This is a genomic window from Mycoplasmopsis cynos, from assembly GCF_900660545.1.
Classification (GTDB): Bacteria; Bacillota_I; Bacilli_A; order Mycoplasmatales; family Metamycoplasmataceae; genus Mycoplasmopsis; species Mycoplasmopsis cynos.
On sequence record NZ_LR214986.1, the window covers coordinates 497227 to 515742 of the forward strand.

The 18516-nt window shown below is 25.5% G+C and carries 19 protein-coding genes; 7 read left to right on the forward strand and 12 right to left on the reverse strand.

Annotated elements, in window-relative coordinates; translation table 4 throughout:
• Positions 1-2 precede the first annotated feature (2 nt).
• From EXC48_RS04660 to tsf, 6 genes are all read left to right on the forward strand, one after another.
• On the forward strand, positions 3-122 hold the full coding sequence (locus EXC48_RS04660) for a dihydrofolate reductase (protein WP_141507189.1): 120 nt from the start codon (positions 3-5) through the stop codon (positions 120-122).
• Positions 123-334: 212 nt separating this feature from the next.
• Positions 335-535, forward strand: coding sequence for a hypothetical protein (locus EXC48_RS02510; RefSeq protein ID WP_015287316.1), 201 nt, complete (start codon positions 335-337; stop codon positions 533-535).
• Entirely contained in the window at positions 522-1163 is a 642-nt protein-coding gene (locus EXC48_RS02515) for an MHJ_0274 family protein (RefSeq protein ID WP_165035632.1), read from the forward strand. Before EXC48_RS02510 ends, EXC48_RS02515 begins: the two co-directional genes overlap by 14 nt.
• A complete protein-coding gene (gene pgsA, locus EXC48_RS02520) occupies positions 1147-1758 on the forward strand; it encodes a CDP-diacylglycerol--glycerol-3-phosphate 3-phosphatidyltransferase (RefSeq protein ID WP_223216310.1) in 612 nt (203 codons plus the stop codon). The genes EXC48_RS02515 and pgsA overlap by 17 nt, the downstream gene beginning before the upstream one ends.
• A gap of 258 nt (positions 1759-2016) precedes the next feature.
• A complete protein-coding gene (gene rpsB, locus EXC48_RS02525) occupies positions 2017-2919 on the forward strand; it encodes a 30S ribosomal protein S2 (RefSeq protein ID WP_129720646.1) in 903 nt (300 codons plus the stop codon).
• An 8-nt stretch (positions 2920-2927) separates the two neighbouring features.
• Positions 2928-3809 (forward strand): translation elongation factor Ts, encoded by an 882-nt coding sequence (tsf, locus tag EXC48_RS02530; protein ID WP_015287321.1) that lies wholly within the window; start codon positions 2928-2930, stop codon positions 3807-3809.
• A gap of 110 nt (positions 3810-3919) precedes the next feature.
• Here the strand turns inward: tsf and glyA are convergent, their stop codons facing one another.
• Genes glyA through EXC48_RS02555 form a run of 5 tightly spaced genes read right to left on the reverse strand, consistent with a single transcriptional unit; the run spans position 3920 to position 10201 of the window.
• Positions 3920-5188, reverse strand: coding sequence for a serine hydroxymethyltransferase (gene glyA, locus EXC48_RS02535; protein WP_015287324.1), 1269 nt, complete (start codon positions 5186-5188; stop codon positions 3920-3922).
• A gap of 9 nt (positions 5189-5197) precedes the next feature.
• On the reverse strand, positions 5198-7360 hold the full coding sequence (locus EXC48_RS02540; protein ID WP_129720647.1) for a phenylalanine--tRNA ligase subunit beta: 2163 nt from the start codon (positions 7358-7360) through the stop codon (positions 5198-5200).
• 9 nt (positions 7361-7369) lie between these two features.
• Positions 7370-8038: a uracil-DNA glycosylase gene (locus tag EXC48_RS02545; RefSeq protein WP_015287326.1), complete on the reverse strand. Its 669-nt coding sequence runs from the start codon at positions 8036-8038 to the stop codon at positions 7370-7372.
• On the reverse strand, positions 8028-8978 hold the full coding sequence (gene pheS, locus EXC48_RS02550) for a phenylalanine--tRNA ligase subunit alpha (protein ID WP_015287327.1): 951 nt from the start codon (positions 8976-8978) through the stop codon (positions 8028-8030). The genes EXC48_RS02545 and pheS overlap by 11 nt, the downstream gene beginning before the upstream one ends.
• A 2-nt stretch (positions 8979-8980) precedes the next feature.
• On the reverse strand, positions 8981-10201 hold the full coding sequence (locus EXC48_RS02555) for a replication-associated recombination protein A (protein ID WP_129720648.1): 1221 nt from the start codon (positions 10199-10201) through the stop codon (positions 8981-8983).
• A 122-nt stretch (positions 10202-10323) separates the two neighbouring features.
• Here EXC48_RS02555 and EXC48_RS02560 point away from each other — a divergent pair, with 122 nt between their 5' ends.
• On the forward strand, positions 10324-12039 hold the full coding sequence (locus tag EXC48_RS02560; protein ID WP_129720649.1) for a GIY-YIG nuclease family protein: 1716 nt from the start codon (positions 10324-10326) through the stop codon (positions 12037-12039).
• 56 nt (positions 12040-12095) lie between these two features.
• Here EXC48_RS02560 and rlmD read toward each other — a convergent pair whose 3' ends face one another.
• From rlmD to mip, 7 genes are all read right to left on the reverse strand, one after another.
• A complete protein-coding gene (gene rlmD / locus EXC48_RS02565) occupies positions 12096-13418 on the reverse strand; it encodes a 23S rRNA (uracil(1939)-C(5))-methyltransferase RlmD (protein WP_129720650.1) in 1323 nt (440 codons plus the stop codon).
• Complete coding sequence (gene rsmD, locus EXC48_RS02570; RefSeq protein ID WP_129720651.1) at positions 13411-13956, reverse strand: 16S rRNA (guanine(966)-N(2))-methyltransferase RsmD; 546 nt, start codon at positions 13954-13956, stop codon at positions 13411-13413. Before rsmD ends, rlmD begins: the two co-directional genes overlap by 8 nt.
• Before the next feature lie 55 nt (positions 13957-14011).
• Positions 14012-14608 (reverse strand): transcription termination/antitermination protein NusG, encoded by a 597-nt coding sequence (gene nusG, locus EXC48_RS02575; RefSeq protein WP_015287332.1) that lies wholly within the window; start codon positions 14606-14608, stop codon positions 14012-14014.
• A 15-nt stretch (positions 14609-14623) separates the two neighbouring features.
• A complete protein-coding gene (gene secE, locus EXC48_RS02580; protein WP_015287333.1) occupies positions 14624-14860 on the reverse strand; it encodes a preprotein translocase subunit SecE in 237 nt (78 codons plus the stop codon).
• Positions 14861-15013: a 50S ribosomal protein L33 gene (gene rpmG, locus EXC48_RS02585; RefSeq protein WP_015287334.1), complete on the reverse strand. Its 153-nt coding sequence runs from the start codon at positions 15011-15013 to the stop codon at positions 14861-14863. It abuts the gene before it with no gap.
• 49 nt (positions 15014-15062) lie between these two features.
• A complete protein-coding gene (locus EXC48_RS02590) occupies positions 15063-15671 on the reverse strand; it encodes an FMN-dependent NADH-azoreductase (protein WP_223216311.1) in 609 nt (202 codons plus the stop codon).
• Between the two features lie 99 nt (positions 15672-15770).
• Complete coding sequence (mip, locus tag EXC48_RS02595; RefSeq protein WP_129720652.1) at positions 15771-18263, reverse strand: Ig-specific serine endopeptidase MIP; 2493 nt, start codon at positions 18261-18263, stop codon at positions 15771-15773.
• Positions 18264-18516: the final 253 nt, after the last annotated feature.

The window sequence follows — 18516 nt, forward strand, 5'->3', positions numbered from 1 at the left end:
CTATGATTAACGCAATTTTAGCCATAACTAAAAAAAGAATCATCGGTTATAATAATAAAATTCCTTGAAATGCACCTGAATATCTAAAATTTTTTGCTAAAAAACCAAAAACTCAATCTTAATTTTTGGAACAAACACTTTCAAAATTCTTCCTTCTAAGATTTTGAACAAAAAATCAACATGATTATGTTGTTCTTTGCAATAAAGATACAAACTTAAACACTAAATTTATTGATGAGTGTTTTCATTCATTAATTGAAATAAAAAACTATCTCCAAGATTACAATGGTAAAAAAATGATTTTCATTTCTGGTCGGAAATTTATATACCAAAATTGTTGAAGTACGCAAATATCGTCTATTTAACAATTGTAAATGAAAAACAATTAATAAAAACAGATGATTTAGATGGTTATATTTATTTAAATGTTGATGAATTTTTAAATAAATATAACCATCGAGATCTTATATTTAAAAATAGAAATATTAAAATTTATAAATATTATGACAAAAGGAGTAATTATGTCGCCAAGTAATACAGCCCAACAGCCGCAAAGTTCTGCAGCATCAATTTTTGGTTCTGACTCATCAATAATTATTTGAGTTATTTTAGGTGTATTGGTAGCATTATTAGGTATTTATTTTGTTTATTCGTGAATCAAAGAAAGAATCAAAAACAAAAAAAATAAATTAGCTGCTGCTCAACTCGAAAAGAACTCTATTATATATTGATATGAACTAGCAATCAAAATTGATTATCTAATAAAACTTAATCGAGAAGAGCAAGATAAATTTATTGTAAGTATCGGAAAATTAAAAATGCGCGACCTTAATAACGCCGCAAAAGAAACAATTAATGAAATTATGTCTTCATATGAGTTTAAAAATTATATCAGCTCTAATCAAAAATATTCTGAATTTGTTAATAATTTAGTTATTCTAAAAGATTTAAACTCAAATTTATGAGATAAAAAATTATCTAATTCAGTTATTAATTTTTTTATTAATCAAATTGAACCAGCTTATTTAGAAGCTAAAAAAGCAATAACCACTGAATTAAACGATTTAAAAGAACAAAATGATTTAAAAAACGAAATACAAAAACAATATTTTGATAAATTTCCTAAAAATATAAAAGGAGATGAAAATGAAAAAAATAAATAAAAAAAATCTGCCTAACTTACTTACAATAATCCGAATTTTTATCGTTGCTCCAATATTAATAATAATGTTTTTATATTGATTATTATATAATATAGGTTTATTTAAGCCATATGGAAATATTGATATAGCTTTTATGTCTCTAATATTAGCTTTTTTTGTTTTAGCTATGATATTAGACTTATTAGATGGATTATTTGCTAGAATCTTTAAATCTATTAGTAATTTTGGAAAACTTTGAGATCCATTAGCTGATAAAATTGTTACAACATCTGTTTTAATATTTCTAGCTGCTACTAATATTGTTCCATTTTGATTAGTTGCAATTCTAGTTTTTAGAGATATAATTGTCGATGGAGTTAGAGTGGTAATGTATAAAAATAATATTTCTATTGCTGCAAATATTTTTGGAAAACTTAAAACACTTGTTCTTACTCTTGCTATAATCTTTATTTTGCTTATTTATATTTCGCTTCCTTCATATTTTGAAAAGTTCGGTTATGTTGTTATTTTTAACATTCCGATGATAGTAGCGACAATTTTAAGTATATTTTCTGGATATATATATCTTAAAAAAGCAAAGAGTGTAATATTTTAAAAATTAAAATACTTGCAAATTAATGCAAGTTTTTTAATAAAAATGTATTTAATTTTGCAAAATAAAATTATAAAAAATGTCTATAAAAAATAGTTAAAAAAATATAAATATATGATACAATAAAATATGTGTTTAAATCTCTGAAACACTATTTAAAAATATAAAAAACAACAATACGGATTCGCTTGGGTGTGCCTCAATAATATTGGTGCTAGGCGTTGGAAGTATTGTTTAGAAAAAACAAACTAAAGGAAATAAATGACAACAGAAAACAAAAAAATAGAGAAAAAAGTAGAACAAGCTGTAAAGTATGAAAAAACAGCTATTATCTCAAAAGACAAACTACTTGAATCAGGTTCATATTTTGGACACAAGTCACATGCATGAAATCCTAAAATGAAGAAATATTTAGTTCCTAATAAAAAAGTTAAAGGTGCTCACATTATTGATGTGTACAAAACTCAAAGTCATCTTGAGTATGCATATAAATTAGTAAATAACCTTGCTTCAAAAGGTACTCAATTTATATTTGTAGGAACTAAAAAACAAGCTCGTGAAGCGGTGAAAGCAGCAGCTGAAAGAACACATTCACTTTATGTAACTGAAAGATGATTAGGTGGTACATTAACTAATAATGAAACAATTATGCGTCGTGTTAGTGCGATGGAAGCTCTTGAGGCTAAGGCAGAAAATAATTTTAAAGGTTACACCAAAAAAGAATCACTAATTTTTGAAAAAGAACTTGAAAAATTGCACAAAAACTTAAACGGTATTCGTCAAATGAAACGTATTCCGCAAGTTATGATTGTAGCAGACCCTAATGAAGATGAAATTGCTGTTAAAGAAGCAAAAAGAAAAGGTCTTAAAGTTATTTCAATTTTAGATTCTAATTCTAATCCAGATGCAGTTGATTTAGGTGTTCCCGGTAATGATGATTCAGCTAAATTTATTCATGTATTTATGACAATAATTGCTGATGCAATTGTTAAAGTAAAAGGTGGAGAACAAATTTATGCATACCAAGAAGATAGCAAAATTGTTTTACCTGAGTTCTTTTCAAAATCAACAATAAATACATCTGAAAATAATGAACAAACAATTGTTAATCAAACAGAAAAATTAGTAAAAAAAGCTGAAAAACCAGTAGAAAGTAAGCAATAGGAGCCCATATGAGTGATAACAAAATGGAATTAATTAAAGAATTAAGAGCAAGAACTAACTCGTCTTTAATCGATTGTAAAAAAGCTTTAGAAGCTACTAGTTATGATGTTGAAGCTGCTATTGATTGATTAAAGAAAAACGGTATTGTTAAAGCTGCTAAAAAAGCTGGAAGAATTGCAGCTGAAGGTGCTGTTATCGCAGTTGGAAATGAAAACAGAGCAGTTATTGTAGAAATTAACTCAGAAACTGACTTTGTTGCTAAAAATGAAAAATTTGTTTCATTATTAAATGAAGTAGCAAATGAAATTTTTAAAAATAATGTAAGCACACTAGAAGAAGCATTAAAAATTAAACTAAATGATGGTTCAACTATCGAAAATGCATTATTAAATGCTACTGCTGTTATTGGAGAAAAAATTTCATTACGTAGATTTAATTTAATCAAAGCTTTAGAACAAGAAAAATTAGGTATTTATGTTCATGCTAATCAACGTGTGGCTGCAATTGTTAAAGTAAAAGGAAGTAATGTTGAAGCTGCTAAAAATGTTGCTATGCATGTTTCTGCTATGAACCCAGAATTTACACTTGTTTCAGACATTCCTGCTTCACGCATTGAATCAATTAAATCACAATTTGAAAAACCTAATGGATTCGAAAATAAGCCAGTTCAAATTCAAGAAAAAATTCAAAGCGGTTGATTTGATAAGCAATTATCAGAATTTGTTTTAGAAAAACAACCATTTGTTATGGAAGATTCACTTTCAGTACAAAAATATCTTGCTAATCACAATGATGAACTTGTTGAAGTTATAAGATATGAAGTTGGTGAAGGTATTGAAAAAGCTCAATCTGACTTTGCTGCTGAAGTTGCAAGTATGGTTGTTAAATAATCATTAATTAATATTTTAAATATACATTTATCAAAAATATCAAAAAAACAACAATCAATTATAGATTGTTGTTTTTAGTAGTTTTTAATAGCTTATTTATTTTAAAGCAATTAAATATATGTTTTTTTAATTGGAGCATTTTTAAGATATTTTAAAATCTTTTGTTTATATGAATCTAAAATTTTTAGAGTTTCTGGTGTATCATTACTCAATGAATCATAATTAGATAAAATGTCATGAATAATAATTGCTAATTCTTCCCAATTACTAAATCCTCTACTTGTCATAGCCGCAGTTCCAATTCTAATACCACTGCCTTGTCTTGGGTTTAATGTATCAAATGGAATAGTATTTTTATTTAAAGTAATATTGACTTTATGTAAAATGTCTTCTGCTTGTTTTCCGGTTATTTTATATGTATTATAAACATCAATTAAAAATAAATGATTATCGGTCCCATTACTTATAATTTTAGCTCCTAATGATTTAAACTTTTCAGACATTGTCTTTGCGTTTTTTATAATCATTTTAGCATAATCAACAAATTGTGGTTGTAAAGCCTCGTAAAATGCAACTGCCTTACCGGCTATCGCATGAAATAATGGACCGCCTTGATAACCAGGAAATACCCAACGATCGATTTTTTTAGCTAAATCAGGGTCATTTGTCATTATGATTCCGCCACGACCGCCGCGCAATGTCTTATGAGTAGTAGAAGTGATAATGTCGGCATAACCAACTGGTGAAGGATGAACTTTTGCAGCAATCAATCCAGCTATATGCGCAATATCAGCCATTAACTTTGCGCCGACTTTATCAGCTATTTGCTTAAATCTGGCAAAATCTATAGTACGTGAGTATGCTGAATAACCACAAATTATTAAATCTGGTTTTTCTTTTAATGCTAGGCTTTCAATAGCATCATAATCTAAAATACCATCATATCCTAAATCATATGAAACAGATTCATAAAAAATTCCACTAAAACTAATTTTATATCCATGAGTTAAATGACCCCCAGAACTCAATGAAAGTCCCATAATTTTTCCACCACTAGGCACCAATGATGCAATAGCTGCTGCATTTGCTGTTGATCCTGAATAAGGTTGTACATTAGCAAATTTAACACCATAAATCTCTTTTAAACGATCTATTGCAATTTGTTCTACTGCATCAACATTTTCACACCCGCCGTAATATCTAGCACCTGGGTATCCTTCGCCATATTTATTTGTTAAAATACTGCCTTGTGCTTTTAAAACATCTTCTGAGACATAATTTTCTGACGCGATTAATTCAACATGTTCTTGCTGTCTAATTAATTCATTATTAATAGCATTTTCTATTATTTTATCTTTAATACTTATTTTTGAATACATACTACCCCTTTAGTTAAAGTGTTTATTAATTTTTTCGATATTAGTTTCATAATCAGAAATTCTTAAAGTAACATTATGAGAATGCTCTTTTTGATAATCATCAACAACCTTAATTGAGAAAGGTTTATGAATTTTGTTTATATTTAAAATTATCTCGTTTATACTTCCGTTATTTGGAATTTCAAATGTTAAATCAATGTTTTTTAAAGGTTCAAAATTGACATTTTGATACTTATTTAATTTTGATTTTTGTTCAGGAATAATGAATTCAGCATAAAATGCATTTGTATCGTCATATTTAGGGTGAATTTTTCCTATTCAACCAATATATTTATTTTGATAAAAAATTCTAGCAGATACATTTGGATGAATATATTCATTATCTTCAAATTTAATAAATTCTAAATCTAGGTTTAAGAAGTTAATGATATCTTGTTGGAGTTCTTTAAATGTTTTATTTGTGCTTGCTAAACCATAAACAAAAGTTTGATTTGCAATCATTCCGTGTTCGAAAAAGCTTAACTGATCAATTTTTCTTTTTAGATTATAAGAAACTGCTTCTTGTAGTGAAATAATAATTGATTTACGTATTGATTCACGCTCTTTCGAAACATATGTCATTAGGTTGAAGCTTTCTAAAATATTTCAAGGATTAAATTTATTTTTTTCAATTGAAACTAAAGAAAATGTACGAGCTTCACTATAACCATTATGCATTCAATAATACTTATCATTATTAATATTTAAAGTCTTTAATGGTGCAATTCTAACTTCTTGTGGTTTAAAATTTTGATATGAATAAAATCTAAAAATTTCTTCAATAATATCTTCAAAACATAAAACATCATATCTATAATTAGGAACATAAACAACTGAATTGATAAATTCAAAACCTAAATTTTCTAATTGCTTAATAGCATGATCAAAAATTCTTAAATCATCAACACCCGCATATGTTCTCAATTTTTCACTATTAAAATTAATTGCTCTTTTAGCATCTAATTTGATCTCATTAATAATTTTAGAAATTTCTAGGCCTTTGCAATAAGCTTTAATATATTCCATTCCTAATCAAGCAACTTCTTGAGAAATAACTCTTGAGCCTTGTGAAGCTGAATTCGTATTGAGTTTAATTTCTTTTGCTCCATGACGAACCATCTTTGGATCAAAAACACCAATTTCAAATAAAAATCTATTAGATTCGCTTGTGGATTTAGTTGCTTCTAACCCCATAACACACGCTAGTGAAATAACTTTATAATCATCTTTAATAGCTAAAACATCATTCACTTCAACTTCTTTGGCTCCTAAAATTTCTAGTTTACCTGAATATAATGTAGTACTAATATTGGGAGAGATTTTATTTGCATCATACACATGAGCAGGGGAACCTATCTCTATTAAAGTCAAATTACTTAGATTTACAGCTCAATTAAACAATGATGATATGCCATGTTTTGCTAATAAGGTTTTTTCATAAATACTATTTTGCTTTATGTCCTTTGTCTTAACTTCTAAAAACGAAATCTCTTTAGCTAGATTTTTTTGGACTTTAAATTCTGAAATAAAATCACTTTGCTTATTAAAACTAAATAATGGTTTAAATTCAGTTTTGAAATATGCAGCTAATTCTTTTGCTAAAAAATAATATGAATTAGCATCATTGCGATTTGCAGTAGTACTTATTTCTATAATAGTATCATTAATATTTAATAATTCCATTGGGTCATCATTGATACTAGCAAAGTCATTTGGTAAAACTAATATTTGATCTTTTTCAGATAATAATGTCCAATCATAACCAATTTCAGATCAAGAAGCCATCATTCCTTGTGATGGATATCCTTTTAAAATAATTTCTTTAAATTCAACTCCATCTTTTGAAGCACCAACTGGAAAACAAATAATTAAATCACCATATTTTAAGATTCGATTAGTAGTTTGAATAGTTAATTGACCAAATTTTGTTTCTAATTTAACGACATCTAAACGATCAGAATTTGGATTCATAAAAACATCTAAAACCTTAGCAAAAATCAACCCTTTTACATTAGCAAAAGGTTTAACTCATTCTACTTCAAATCCAAGTTCATTTAATGCTACTTCTAGATTTTTTGGTTTTAGTTCTAGAGATGGTAAGTACTTATTTAAATGTTTAAGTGATAAAATCATTATTACTCCTTATAAATTTCAATCAATTTCTGGAATTTTTAATTCTGAAAGTCTATTATTAATAGTTTTAAAAATATGTGAATCTTTAAAACTATGACGATATCCTAATGGCGATGGATGAGATAATTTAAAGATGTTTTTTGGATCTAATTTTGCAACTTTTAATACCTGATTTAAAACATAATTCGCTTGATTTCCTAATGTAAGAATTAAAACATTTTCATTTGCTTTAATTATTTCAATAATTATTGATTTAACAAACTCCTCTCAACCAATTTTCCGATGAGAATTTGGTTGATTCATAACTACTGTAAAAACAGAATTTAATAACAATATTTTTTGTTTAGCTCAACCCAATAATGAATTAGTACCTATTTTAACATTTGGATAATCTTTTTTTAATTCTATAAAAATATTCTTTAAACTAGCTGGTGTTTTAATATGTCCGGTTGAAAATGCTAGGCCATCAGCAATATTAATACCAGGATAAGGATCTTGTCCTAAAATTATAAGTTTTGTTTCATAAGTTTGAAAATATTCAAATGGTTTAAATAAATTAGTTTGATGCGGAAAAATAACTTCATTATCTTCTTCTGCTTTTTTCAATACTTTAATAATATTTTCAAAATATGGCTTTGTGCCTTCTAATTGTAAGATTTTTAAAAAACTATCTTTCATTATTGAATTGCTCCATAATTCTTAAATCATTTTTATATAAATCTCTTATGTCTGAAAATCCATATTTAATCATTGTTAAACGTTCAATACCTAATCCGGCTGCAAAACCGTTCATATCATTAGTATATCCGGCTAATTCCAAAACTTTTGGATGTAGCATTCCTGCACCTAAGACCTCAATTCAACGGTTTTGATAAAAAATGTCAACCTCAACACTTGGTTCAGTAAAAGGAAAATAACTTGGTCTTAATCTCAAATTAATTTCTTCTTCTAAAACATAAGATAACATTGATTTTAATGTTCAAATTAAATTTGGAAAACTAACCTTTCCAACAGTTACAAAATCTAATTGAGTAAATTGATGTGAGTGAGTCGCATCATCTTCATCATTACGATAAACTTTTCCAACTGCGAATGTTCCTAACTCTTTGTTTTTATTTTGCTCTAATACTAAGGCACTTATTCCAGTATTGTGAGTTCTCAATAATGTAGTTGTATTTAAATATAATGAGTCGTGCATCGCTCTTGCTGGATGATCCTTTGGAATATTTAATTTTTCAAAATTATATAAATCAGAAACAATTTCACTTGCGTCTTGTTGATAATACCCATGTTGAATAAATCAATCTTTCAACCTTTGTTCTATTATACTGATTGGATTCAATGAACTGGGTTTTAAAGTAGGCAAGCTTACATCTATATATTCATTATTAACTCTATTATTTATTTGAATTTCATAAATTCTTTCTTCTGCTTTAATGAAAAAATCTTGATATTTATTTTTAAGCTCAGTAATTTTTTGACCAAGATGCTTTTTTTGCTCACTTGATGCAAGCTTTAACTCATTTTGAAGCTTTGCTATTTCTCCTTCTTTACCATATACCTTGGCTTTTGCCTTTTTTAAGTCTTCTAATGTATTTATTAACTCAAGATTTACCATTTTTACTCCTTTAAATTTTTAACTTTATTTCAATATTTTTGAGCTTCCTTTTCATACTTGTTATTTGATGGAACATAAAATATCTCATCTTTTAGTTCAATCGGAAGATAAAATTGATTAACTCAATGATTTTCATAATTATGTGGATATTTATAATCTTTACCATAACCTAATTTACTTGCGGATTTGTAATGAGCATCTTTTAAATGATTAGGTATTTTATAAATTTTACCAGCAGAAATAACTTCTTTAACTTTCTGCTTTGCTAAGTATGTTGAATTACTTTTAGGTGATAAAGCTAAATCAATAATACTTGTAGCGATAGCCAATTCACCTTCAGCAGGGCCCAAGCGTTCAAAAATATTTATTGCAGTTAAGGTTCTTTGAGAAATCTGTGGATTAGCCAAACCAATATCCTCATATGAGACCGCTAACATTCTTCGAAATAAACCATCAAAATCACCAGTATGCAAAATTAAAAATCCATAATATAAAGCAGCATTAACATCACTGCCGCGCATTGATTTATGAAATGCTGATAAATTATTATAATGTTCATTAGAATTTTGATCACTATAAAAATTAATATTTGGAATTATTGTTTTAAGATCTTTTTCTGTAACTTCATCCAAGTCATTTTTTAAAAAAGCTAACATTTGTAAATTATTAATGCTTGAGCGATAATCACCAGCAGAATAATTAGCTAGTAATTCTAATTTATGATCTGAAATTTTTAATTCTTTAAAATGATTTTGAATAATATTTCTTAATCCTTTAACAATCTCGCTTATTTCAAGTTTAAAAAATTCTAAAATTTGCATTCTACTTCTTATAGCTGGGACAACTTTAAAAAAGGGATTTTCAGTAGTTGTTGCATAAACAATTATTTTATCAAACTCTAAATAGGATAATAATATTTCTTGCTTATCTTTATTAAGTCGATGAATTTCATCAATGATTAAAATTTTATTATTTGCTAAAAGGTCAGTCAACTCAGCTTTTGTCCCAATTGAAGCATTAAAATAACCATATGATAATTGCATTTCTTTTGCTAAAGCAAGTGCGCATGAAGTTTTACCGACTCCACTTGGACCAAAAAATAAAAAACTATTATAAAGCTTCTTACTGGCCACTTTCTTTAGTAAATCCTTAATATGATTTTGACCTAATATATCATCTAAAATTTTTGGTCTTATAAAATTAGCAAGATTTTCATTTATCATTACTAAATTATATTACATGTAGTGGTTTTTAGTTAAAAATAATGATAAAAAAATAAGAAAACTTTCATTATTAATTAGAATAAATACAAAAAATTTTAATTAATTTACTATAATTTTATTATATGACAAAAAGACATTTAGAAATACTAGAATTAATCAAAAACACCAAAAATAAGCCAGGTGTATATTTATGAAAAAATAAAACTAATAAAGTAATTTATATCGGCAAAGCCAAAGACATCAAAAAACGTTTAATGCAATATTTAAATGGCTCTCTAAACTCATACAAAACACCAAAAATGTTTGAAGAAATTTATAATTTCGACCTCTATTACACGTTGAATGAAAAAGATGCATTAGTTTTAGAAGAAGAATTAATAAAAAAACACAAACCCAAATATAATATAAAACTTGTGTATAGTTCTAAAAATAAATACATTAAGATTTACATAGATAAAAAAAATTTAATAAAATTTGGGTTTGATTCTAAGATTTCTAACAAAAAAGTTCTTGAAAATCAATTTTATTTTGGTCCTTTAATTTATGATGATGAACATAGAAATTTTATCGATGTACTTAAAAGTTATTTTTTATATCAAGATGGTTTATTGATCACTAAACAAACTATCGATGAAGCAAAAAGTGTTTTAAATCAAATAATAGAAATATTTAAATTTAAAAACAATGATTTTAATGATGAGTTATTCCGGACAGAACAAAAATTTTCAAAATTATTAGACTTCGAGAATGCACATAAATATAAAAAAGCACAAAATTTCCTAAAAAAATTAAAAGAACCACAAGTTGCTGAAATTAGAAACATTCATTCAATTGACTATATAGCGTTCAAAACTTTTCAAGATTATGTTTTTATAGGTATCCGAAATTACACCTATGGGATCACCACAAGTTTTGCCTTGAAATATTATAAATTTAATGGCGTCATTACTGAATTTTTTGAGAATTTTTTAGAAGTATATTATTCACAAAAATTATTGCCTAAAAAGATTATATTTTCTAATGAAATGCATGATTTTATTAATGAAATTGAGTTTTCACATAAATCATTAATAAGCTTCGCCAAAATTGGTGTTAACAAACTTATTTTGAATAATCTAGAACATAACCTTGATGAAAAATATGAACTCATAGAAAAAAATGTTTCTATCTTTAATGAAATATCAAGGATGCTAAAAATGAATGAAATTAAAAAAATCTATATTTTTGATAATTCTTTTTGAAATGATAAAAAAGGAATCGGGACAGTTTTAGAAGTTAGTGAATCAAACATAAATAAACCTATTGTTCATAAATGAAATCTTGAAAAAGAACTATCCCATTATCAAAAGGCAAATGACTTAAAATATATGTATTTTAATGTTTTAAAATTCTTAAAATTTTTTGAAACAAAAATAAGTCCCAACGACTTATTCATTGCTGATGGTGGCTTATTGCAAATAAACGAAATAAAAGAGGCTTTAAAAAATTATGAAAAAAATAATCAAGTAATTGGATTGGTTAAAGATAAAACGCACCTTACTTCTAAAATAATTAATGATAAAAATATTGTTTTAAATTTTTCAGCAAATGTATTCAATTTTTTTAGTTTTTTGCAAAATAAAGTTGATAAAGAAGCTAAAAAATATTTATCAAAGAGAAAAGATACTAAATTTTTAAATTCACAATTACAACAAATAAAAGGCATCGGTGAAAAAACAGAAATAAAATTATTAAAACATTTTGGAACATTAGATAACATAAAATCTGCAACAGATCAAGAATTATTAAAATTCATTTCAAAAAGACAACTTAAAAATCTAAAGGAAAATCAAAAATAATTTCATTTTACTAAATAGTTTAAAATTACTTACAAAATTTTATAATAAAATTTTAATTATTTTTTTATTTTAGTTAGTAAACAAAGTGTTTCTATATGAAATGTATTGGGGAACATATCAAATCCTTGAACAAACTTAACCTGGTAATTTAAGGATTGAAAAATTTTCAAATCTCTTATTAAGCTTCTTGGATTACACGAAATGTAAATAATATTTTCAATCTTTGAATCATTTAAAAAGTTTATAAGTTTTTCGCTAAGTCCATTACGAGGTGGATCTAAAATACTTAAAACTGAATTACTTTGATATTTAGATAATATTTCATTTGATTTAAAAACATCATTAGTATAAAACTTAAAATTATTTAAATGATTATTCTTGGCATTTATTTTAGCATTTTCGATTGCATTTTTGACTATATCTATACCAATTATCATTTGATTTTTGTTTGCAATTAACGATGAAATAACACCAGTTCCGCAAAATAGGTCAAAAATAATATCATAATTATTTTTAATATTTATTTCTTTAATTTTTGCAAAAATTTTAGATGCAATATTTATATTAACTTGAAAAAATGAATCAATACTTAGTTTAAATTCTTGATTACTTATTTGCATTATAAAATCATTTTTTAATATAACTTGTTTTATTTTATTATTTTTTATAACACTTAGATCAATTAAAAAATCTAATTTTCTTAATTCATTTATTAAATTTCTAGGTAAATCAAAATCACTATGCAATTTAATCAATGCCTGCATTTTTTGTTCTTTGTTAATTCTTAATATTATTTCTTTAAAAAAATTAAGATTTTTTATCTTATCTATTGAATAAAAGTAATTATTAATTGTTGTTAAAATTTGTTCTAATCCATAATTAAGACTTTTATCATTTATTAAGTCATTCGAAACCTCTTCTGTAGTATTGGTTGAATCTTTTATAAATGAAGTCTTTATTAATCGATTATTTAACGTCTTTAAGACATATTTAGCTTTATTCCGATAATTTAAAATTAGATCACTTGGAATAATATTTCGATAAGTATATGAATTTTCAGCTAAATTTCGTTTCAGTAATTCACTAAGATATTTGTTTTTATAATATAACTGGGATTTATAATTTAGATTAATAACCGGAATTGCATCCGTATTTTTAATTAGCAAATTATTTCGTTCTTTCGAAATGTTTAAAAATTTTATAATTGTACCTAATGCATATTTTGCATAGACACTTAATATTTTTATAGTTGCGACTTCACCAGGAAAAAAGTCTTTTATCAAAATAGGATAATTATCTATTCGAAAAACACCTAAACCATCATAACTAAGTTCAATGCATCTTGCTTCAATGATAAGACCTTCATAAATTTTATTCATCTTTTATAATGTATAAAACATCAATCCTTCCATACCTTTTTGATTTATAAACTTTTAAACCACTTGGAATTACAATTTCCTTTATTGAATTTGTTTCTAAAATTATTTCTCCTTCTGAATGTAAGGTGTCATTTACATTAATTAAACTTAAACATTCATTAACTAGGCTATACTCATGATAAGGAGCATCTATAAATATAAAATCAAACACTTTTGAATTTAGTTTCAAAAAGTTTAAAGCATCAGTATTTAATGTATTAATTTCTTCAATCTTTATTGAATTAATATTATTAAACATTATTTTATATACTTCTTTATTTTTTTCAATCGCAGTCGTTGCTTTTGCCCCTCTTGAAATCGCTTCAATTGATAAAGCTCCTGAACCAGCAAATAAGTCCAAACATTTTTTGCCAATTATTTTAAATTGTAATGATGAAAAAATAGCTTCACGAACTTTATCAGTGGTTGGACGTGTAATTTTTAAATCTGGTTCTTGAATTTTGCGATTGCGATATTTTCCACTAATTATTCTTAACATAATTACCTTCTTTTTTTAAAAGCACAAATTTTTTAAAAAATTTGTGCTTTTAAAATTAATCAATTTTACGAATATTTTCCATTTCAACAATGATTTCAATTAATTTTCCATATCCCTCACTTTTTAATGTGACTGTATTTTCTTTACTATTAATTGATAATATTTCACCATCTTTACCACTATAAATTCCGTTTATGATTTCAACAACATCACCAACGCAATATCCAAAAACATTTTCACCAGCATCAAAAGCCCTTTGAAATTCTTGTTCTTGACGAAACATTTTTTTAATCTCTAAATTACTTAACGGAGTAGGTTTAGCACCTTTACCTGATGATCCAATTAATCCAGTTACATATTGGGTATTACGAATTAAAAATCAAGCTTTATCTGACATATGCATTTTAGCAAATATATAACCAGGATATAGATTAACGTATTTTACTTTATATTCTAGTCCTTCATTCTTTTTTTGGAATTCTTTTTGAGATAATGTAGGTTTTTTAAAAATTTTAAAAGCAGATCCGTTGTTGGCATCTAAATCAAAATCGGATAAAAGATTTTCTGCTTGAATCCGGTTGTTTAATGACTCTAAAACTTGGTCTTCCTTACCTCTAATTGTTGAAATCATATATCATTTAATTTGTTCCATAGTTTAACTCCAATTTTATTTTAGATCTAAAACGCCCCATAATTGTGTGAATCCATATGTAACCAATGATACAAAGGCGGTAAAAATAATTGCACAAACAATAGTTAAAAGAAAGTTATTTTTATTGGTTCGAAAATCTGGTCAACGAACCCTTTTAATTTCTTTAATAACTTTTCTAATTCAATATTTTTTAGGTTTTTTAATTTTTGAAAGACCATGAATTGAGTTATTTAATAAATTATTTTCTTGCATTTAAACCTCTTCTTTATGTGTAGTATGTTGACCGCAATGTACACAGAACTTTTTGACAATAAGTCTTTTTTCAATACCTAAACTTTTGTTTGTATAATAATTTTTTCTACGGCAATTTTCACAAGACAAAGCAACTTTATTTGTTTGTTTCATAAGTGATATTTTACCACATTTTTTGTTTTATTTAAGTGGTGTAATCGAATTATAAATCTTTTTTAATTTTACTTATTAACGAATCTATTTCTATTTTTTTACTATTTACAAATTCACTTGGACTCATTTTTGAAACTTCTGAAACTTTAGTTCCATATATATCAAAACTTTCTATTAATTTAGCACCTAAAAATCTAAATGTTTCTTTTAATCATTTGATATGATCGCCCCATGAATATTTACCAAAATCAGCACCTTGAGAACCGATTACTAAAACATTCAAATTTGTTAAATACCCAATTGCATCTTGTGTATTTGAGTACTTATATGAAAATGTTTTATTAGCAACCGCTATACCATCAATAAAGTTCTTAACAACAGAAGTTGGACCAAAATTGGTCATCGATAGCGAAATAACTAGTAGGTCAGTGCTTTTTAATTCATCAATTCACATATCACTTTCAACATCTTTTCAAAAAGTACTAAAAGTATGAGAATTTAAACTATTAGAAGCAAACTTCGAATCATTTAAATTAACTCTTTTAACTTGAAATTCTTTTGGATCAAATAGTTGACATACATAATTCATTGTTGTAGTTGAATATGATTGATCAGTGCTATTTAATGAACCATCTAAAAATAATATTTTTTTCATCATTTATTCCTTCTTTATCAATTTATATTAATAAATTATAAACTATATTTTTAATCCAAAAACACAACTATGTGTTGTGAAATTTTAAAGATATTTAATAATTTAATTTTTAAATTTATATTCTTCTGGTACATTTTCAAGTTCAAATCCGTTTTTAAATAATCAGGTTTTTTTCTTAGATTTCTTTTTCATCTCATCACGATATGAATTTTGTTGATCTTTACCGGTTCCGTAGATTACATCATATTGTGGAAGATTATATTCACCAAATAAACCATTATAATTCATGCCATTTGATCTTAGTGCAGCTGCCACACTAGCATTTATTCTAAAATTAGATGCATGAATTATACCTACAACCTTATTATCTTGGTTTCTAACTGATGATCCAGAAGCACCACCGCCTGGAGCATATTGCTTTGGAATGTATCCTAGATTCATTGAAACATATTCTTTATCATCATTTTTTGATCTATAAAAACCTTTACCAATCGCTGGAGCACTTATAAATTGATCTATTATACCAGGTTTATCTGTAAAAGTACGATATCCTAAATTATATGAAAGATAACTACCAAAATCATTTCTTTCTTTTTCTCTCTCAGTTATATTTGAAGTATTTTTTTCATAAAGTTTATATGAAGCATTTGTTCATAATGAAAATGAAGAATCAGCAGCATCTATTTGAGGTTTGTTTCTATATTTTCCATCTCCTTCATATAGGTAAAAATCAAAAAAGTCTTTTGATTTAGATTTTGGAAATCCTAAAATATATAATGAATCAAATTGTTCAAAAATTTCTTTATAACTTTTACCCAATTTTCTATCAAAAGCTAGTGGAGCATTAATTTTAGAATAATTAGTTAAATAATCAAAATTAGCAAATTTCACTTTTTTATCATCTGATAAATTAGCATAATCGTTAGTTGCTTCTTTAATTTTCTCTTCTTTTAATTCTTCACTTAAAGTGGATCCATTTTTATCTTTTAAATCGTTCCATTTTGAAAAATCTACTTCAAAAACAGCAAAATCAATAAATTCTTTTTTATCAAATTTGTCATCTTTGATAAAGTCTTTTGGATCCTTTTTTAAATAATCTCTACCATCAAAAATTCTGGTAACAGCTTCTTTATTAATTCCAAAATGTTTTATTCTTTCTTCTTGACTATTTATTTTTAATGTATTATATAGAGCTGGGCTTTTACTTGATAATGTAGATAGACCAATTGAATCGAAATAATTATTGTCTTTATCTATTTGATCTAAAACGTGCAAGTTGGTAGCAAAATAGAATTTAGTTGGATATTTCCCATTTTCAGGTAATTCATAATCAAAAATTCAAGCAGTTCCATCAGAGCTATTTTTCTGGTCAGAGAGTAATTCTAACTTGTAAAAATCAACAGCTTCATTAATATATGGATAAATTCTCTTTTTTGTTTCTGGTTTTAAATCAGAATCTTCAATTCTTTTTTTAATTTTTGCTCTTTGATTTTTCACATATATAGTAAAAACCTTAGAAGCTTCAATATCAGAACCATAATCTTCTTTTAATTGCTCATAAACACCATCTAATAATAATTTTAATGCAGGGGCATTATTTTTATTTTTAGTAAATCTATCTAAAAATTCAGTCTTTTTCTCTTGATTTTTAACATTATTAATCAATAATGATAAATCTTCATCATTTTTTAATAATTCGTGAGCTTTCTTTCTTTCACTTTCTTCATATGAAACAATTCAATTTGTAATATTAAATTGATATGTTTGCATAGCTATATTAGCATATTTTGAATTAGTAATTGTTCTAGCTAATCCAATGTTTTTGTATTGATCTTTATTAAAATTATCAATTAATGAAGATGTTTTTCCAGTTTCTTTTTCTTTTAAATCTAGACCAATTACATTCCCTTTATCATCATACTTAGGTATAGTAAACCCTAAAAGATTAGCATTATCATAAGTAGGTAAATGAAGTTCTTTTGCTTTTTTATCAAATTCTTGCTTTTGTTGTTCAGTTATTGGTGTTGATCTTAATTGTTCATTAGACTTTAATTGTGGATAATAGTTTTCAAAGTCTTTTTTATATCTACTTTCTTGATCAAGATTTAAATAGCTAGCGAATTCAGAATCACTAAGTTTTTTTGTGATATTTAAATCCTCAATTATATTACCCTTTTTAAATCCTGTGATAATATAATTTTTTTGAATACTTTCTGAAAAATTGATATAAATACTAACTGAATCTCCTGGTTCTTTTAATACATTTGTAACAAAAAATTTTAGTTTATTGTTTTTTGGTTCTAATAAAATTTCTTTTAAATTTAATTTCTCAACAAATTCATTAGCTGTATAATTCGAAAATTTCAAGGGTGTATCAGAATTAAATGTAGACTTAAATGTAAAAATATCTTGTATTGTTTTATTTTCTAAATACTTTTCAGTTTCTTCATTTTCTAAAAAATCACTTCCTAAAACATTAGAGTCATTTTTATGTTTTTCATCTTGAGTTTTATTATTACATGAAGCAATGATTAATGGTAATAGCGAAGTCACTGTTCCAATACTTATAAACAATAATAGTTTTGTTTTTTTCATTTTTACCTCTTTTTTAGTAATACCTTTATTTTAAATGTATTTAAAATTATATATTAAAATCTGCTTATTTTAATCAGAAAATTTAATGATTGCATCAGTTTAGCTTATATTCATAAAATCAAAATTTTATTGAAAATTAAAATCAAAAATATAAAAGCTTTTTAATGATAAAAAATGAATTATAGTCTCAAAACTTTTAAGCAAAACAACAACCATCGTTAAAAGTATAATGGTTGTTGTTTTATTCTGTTTA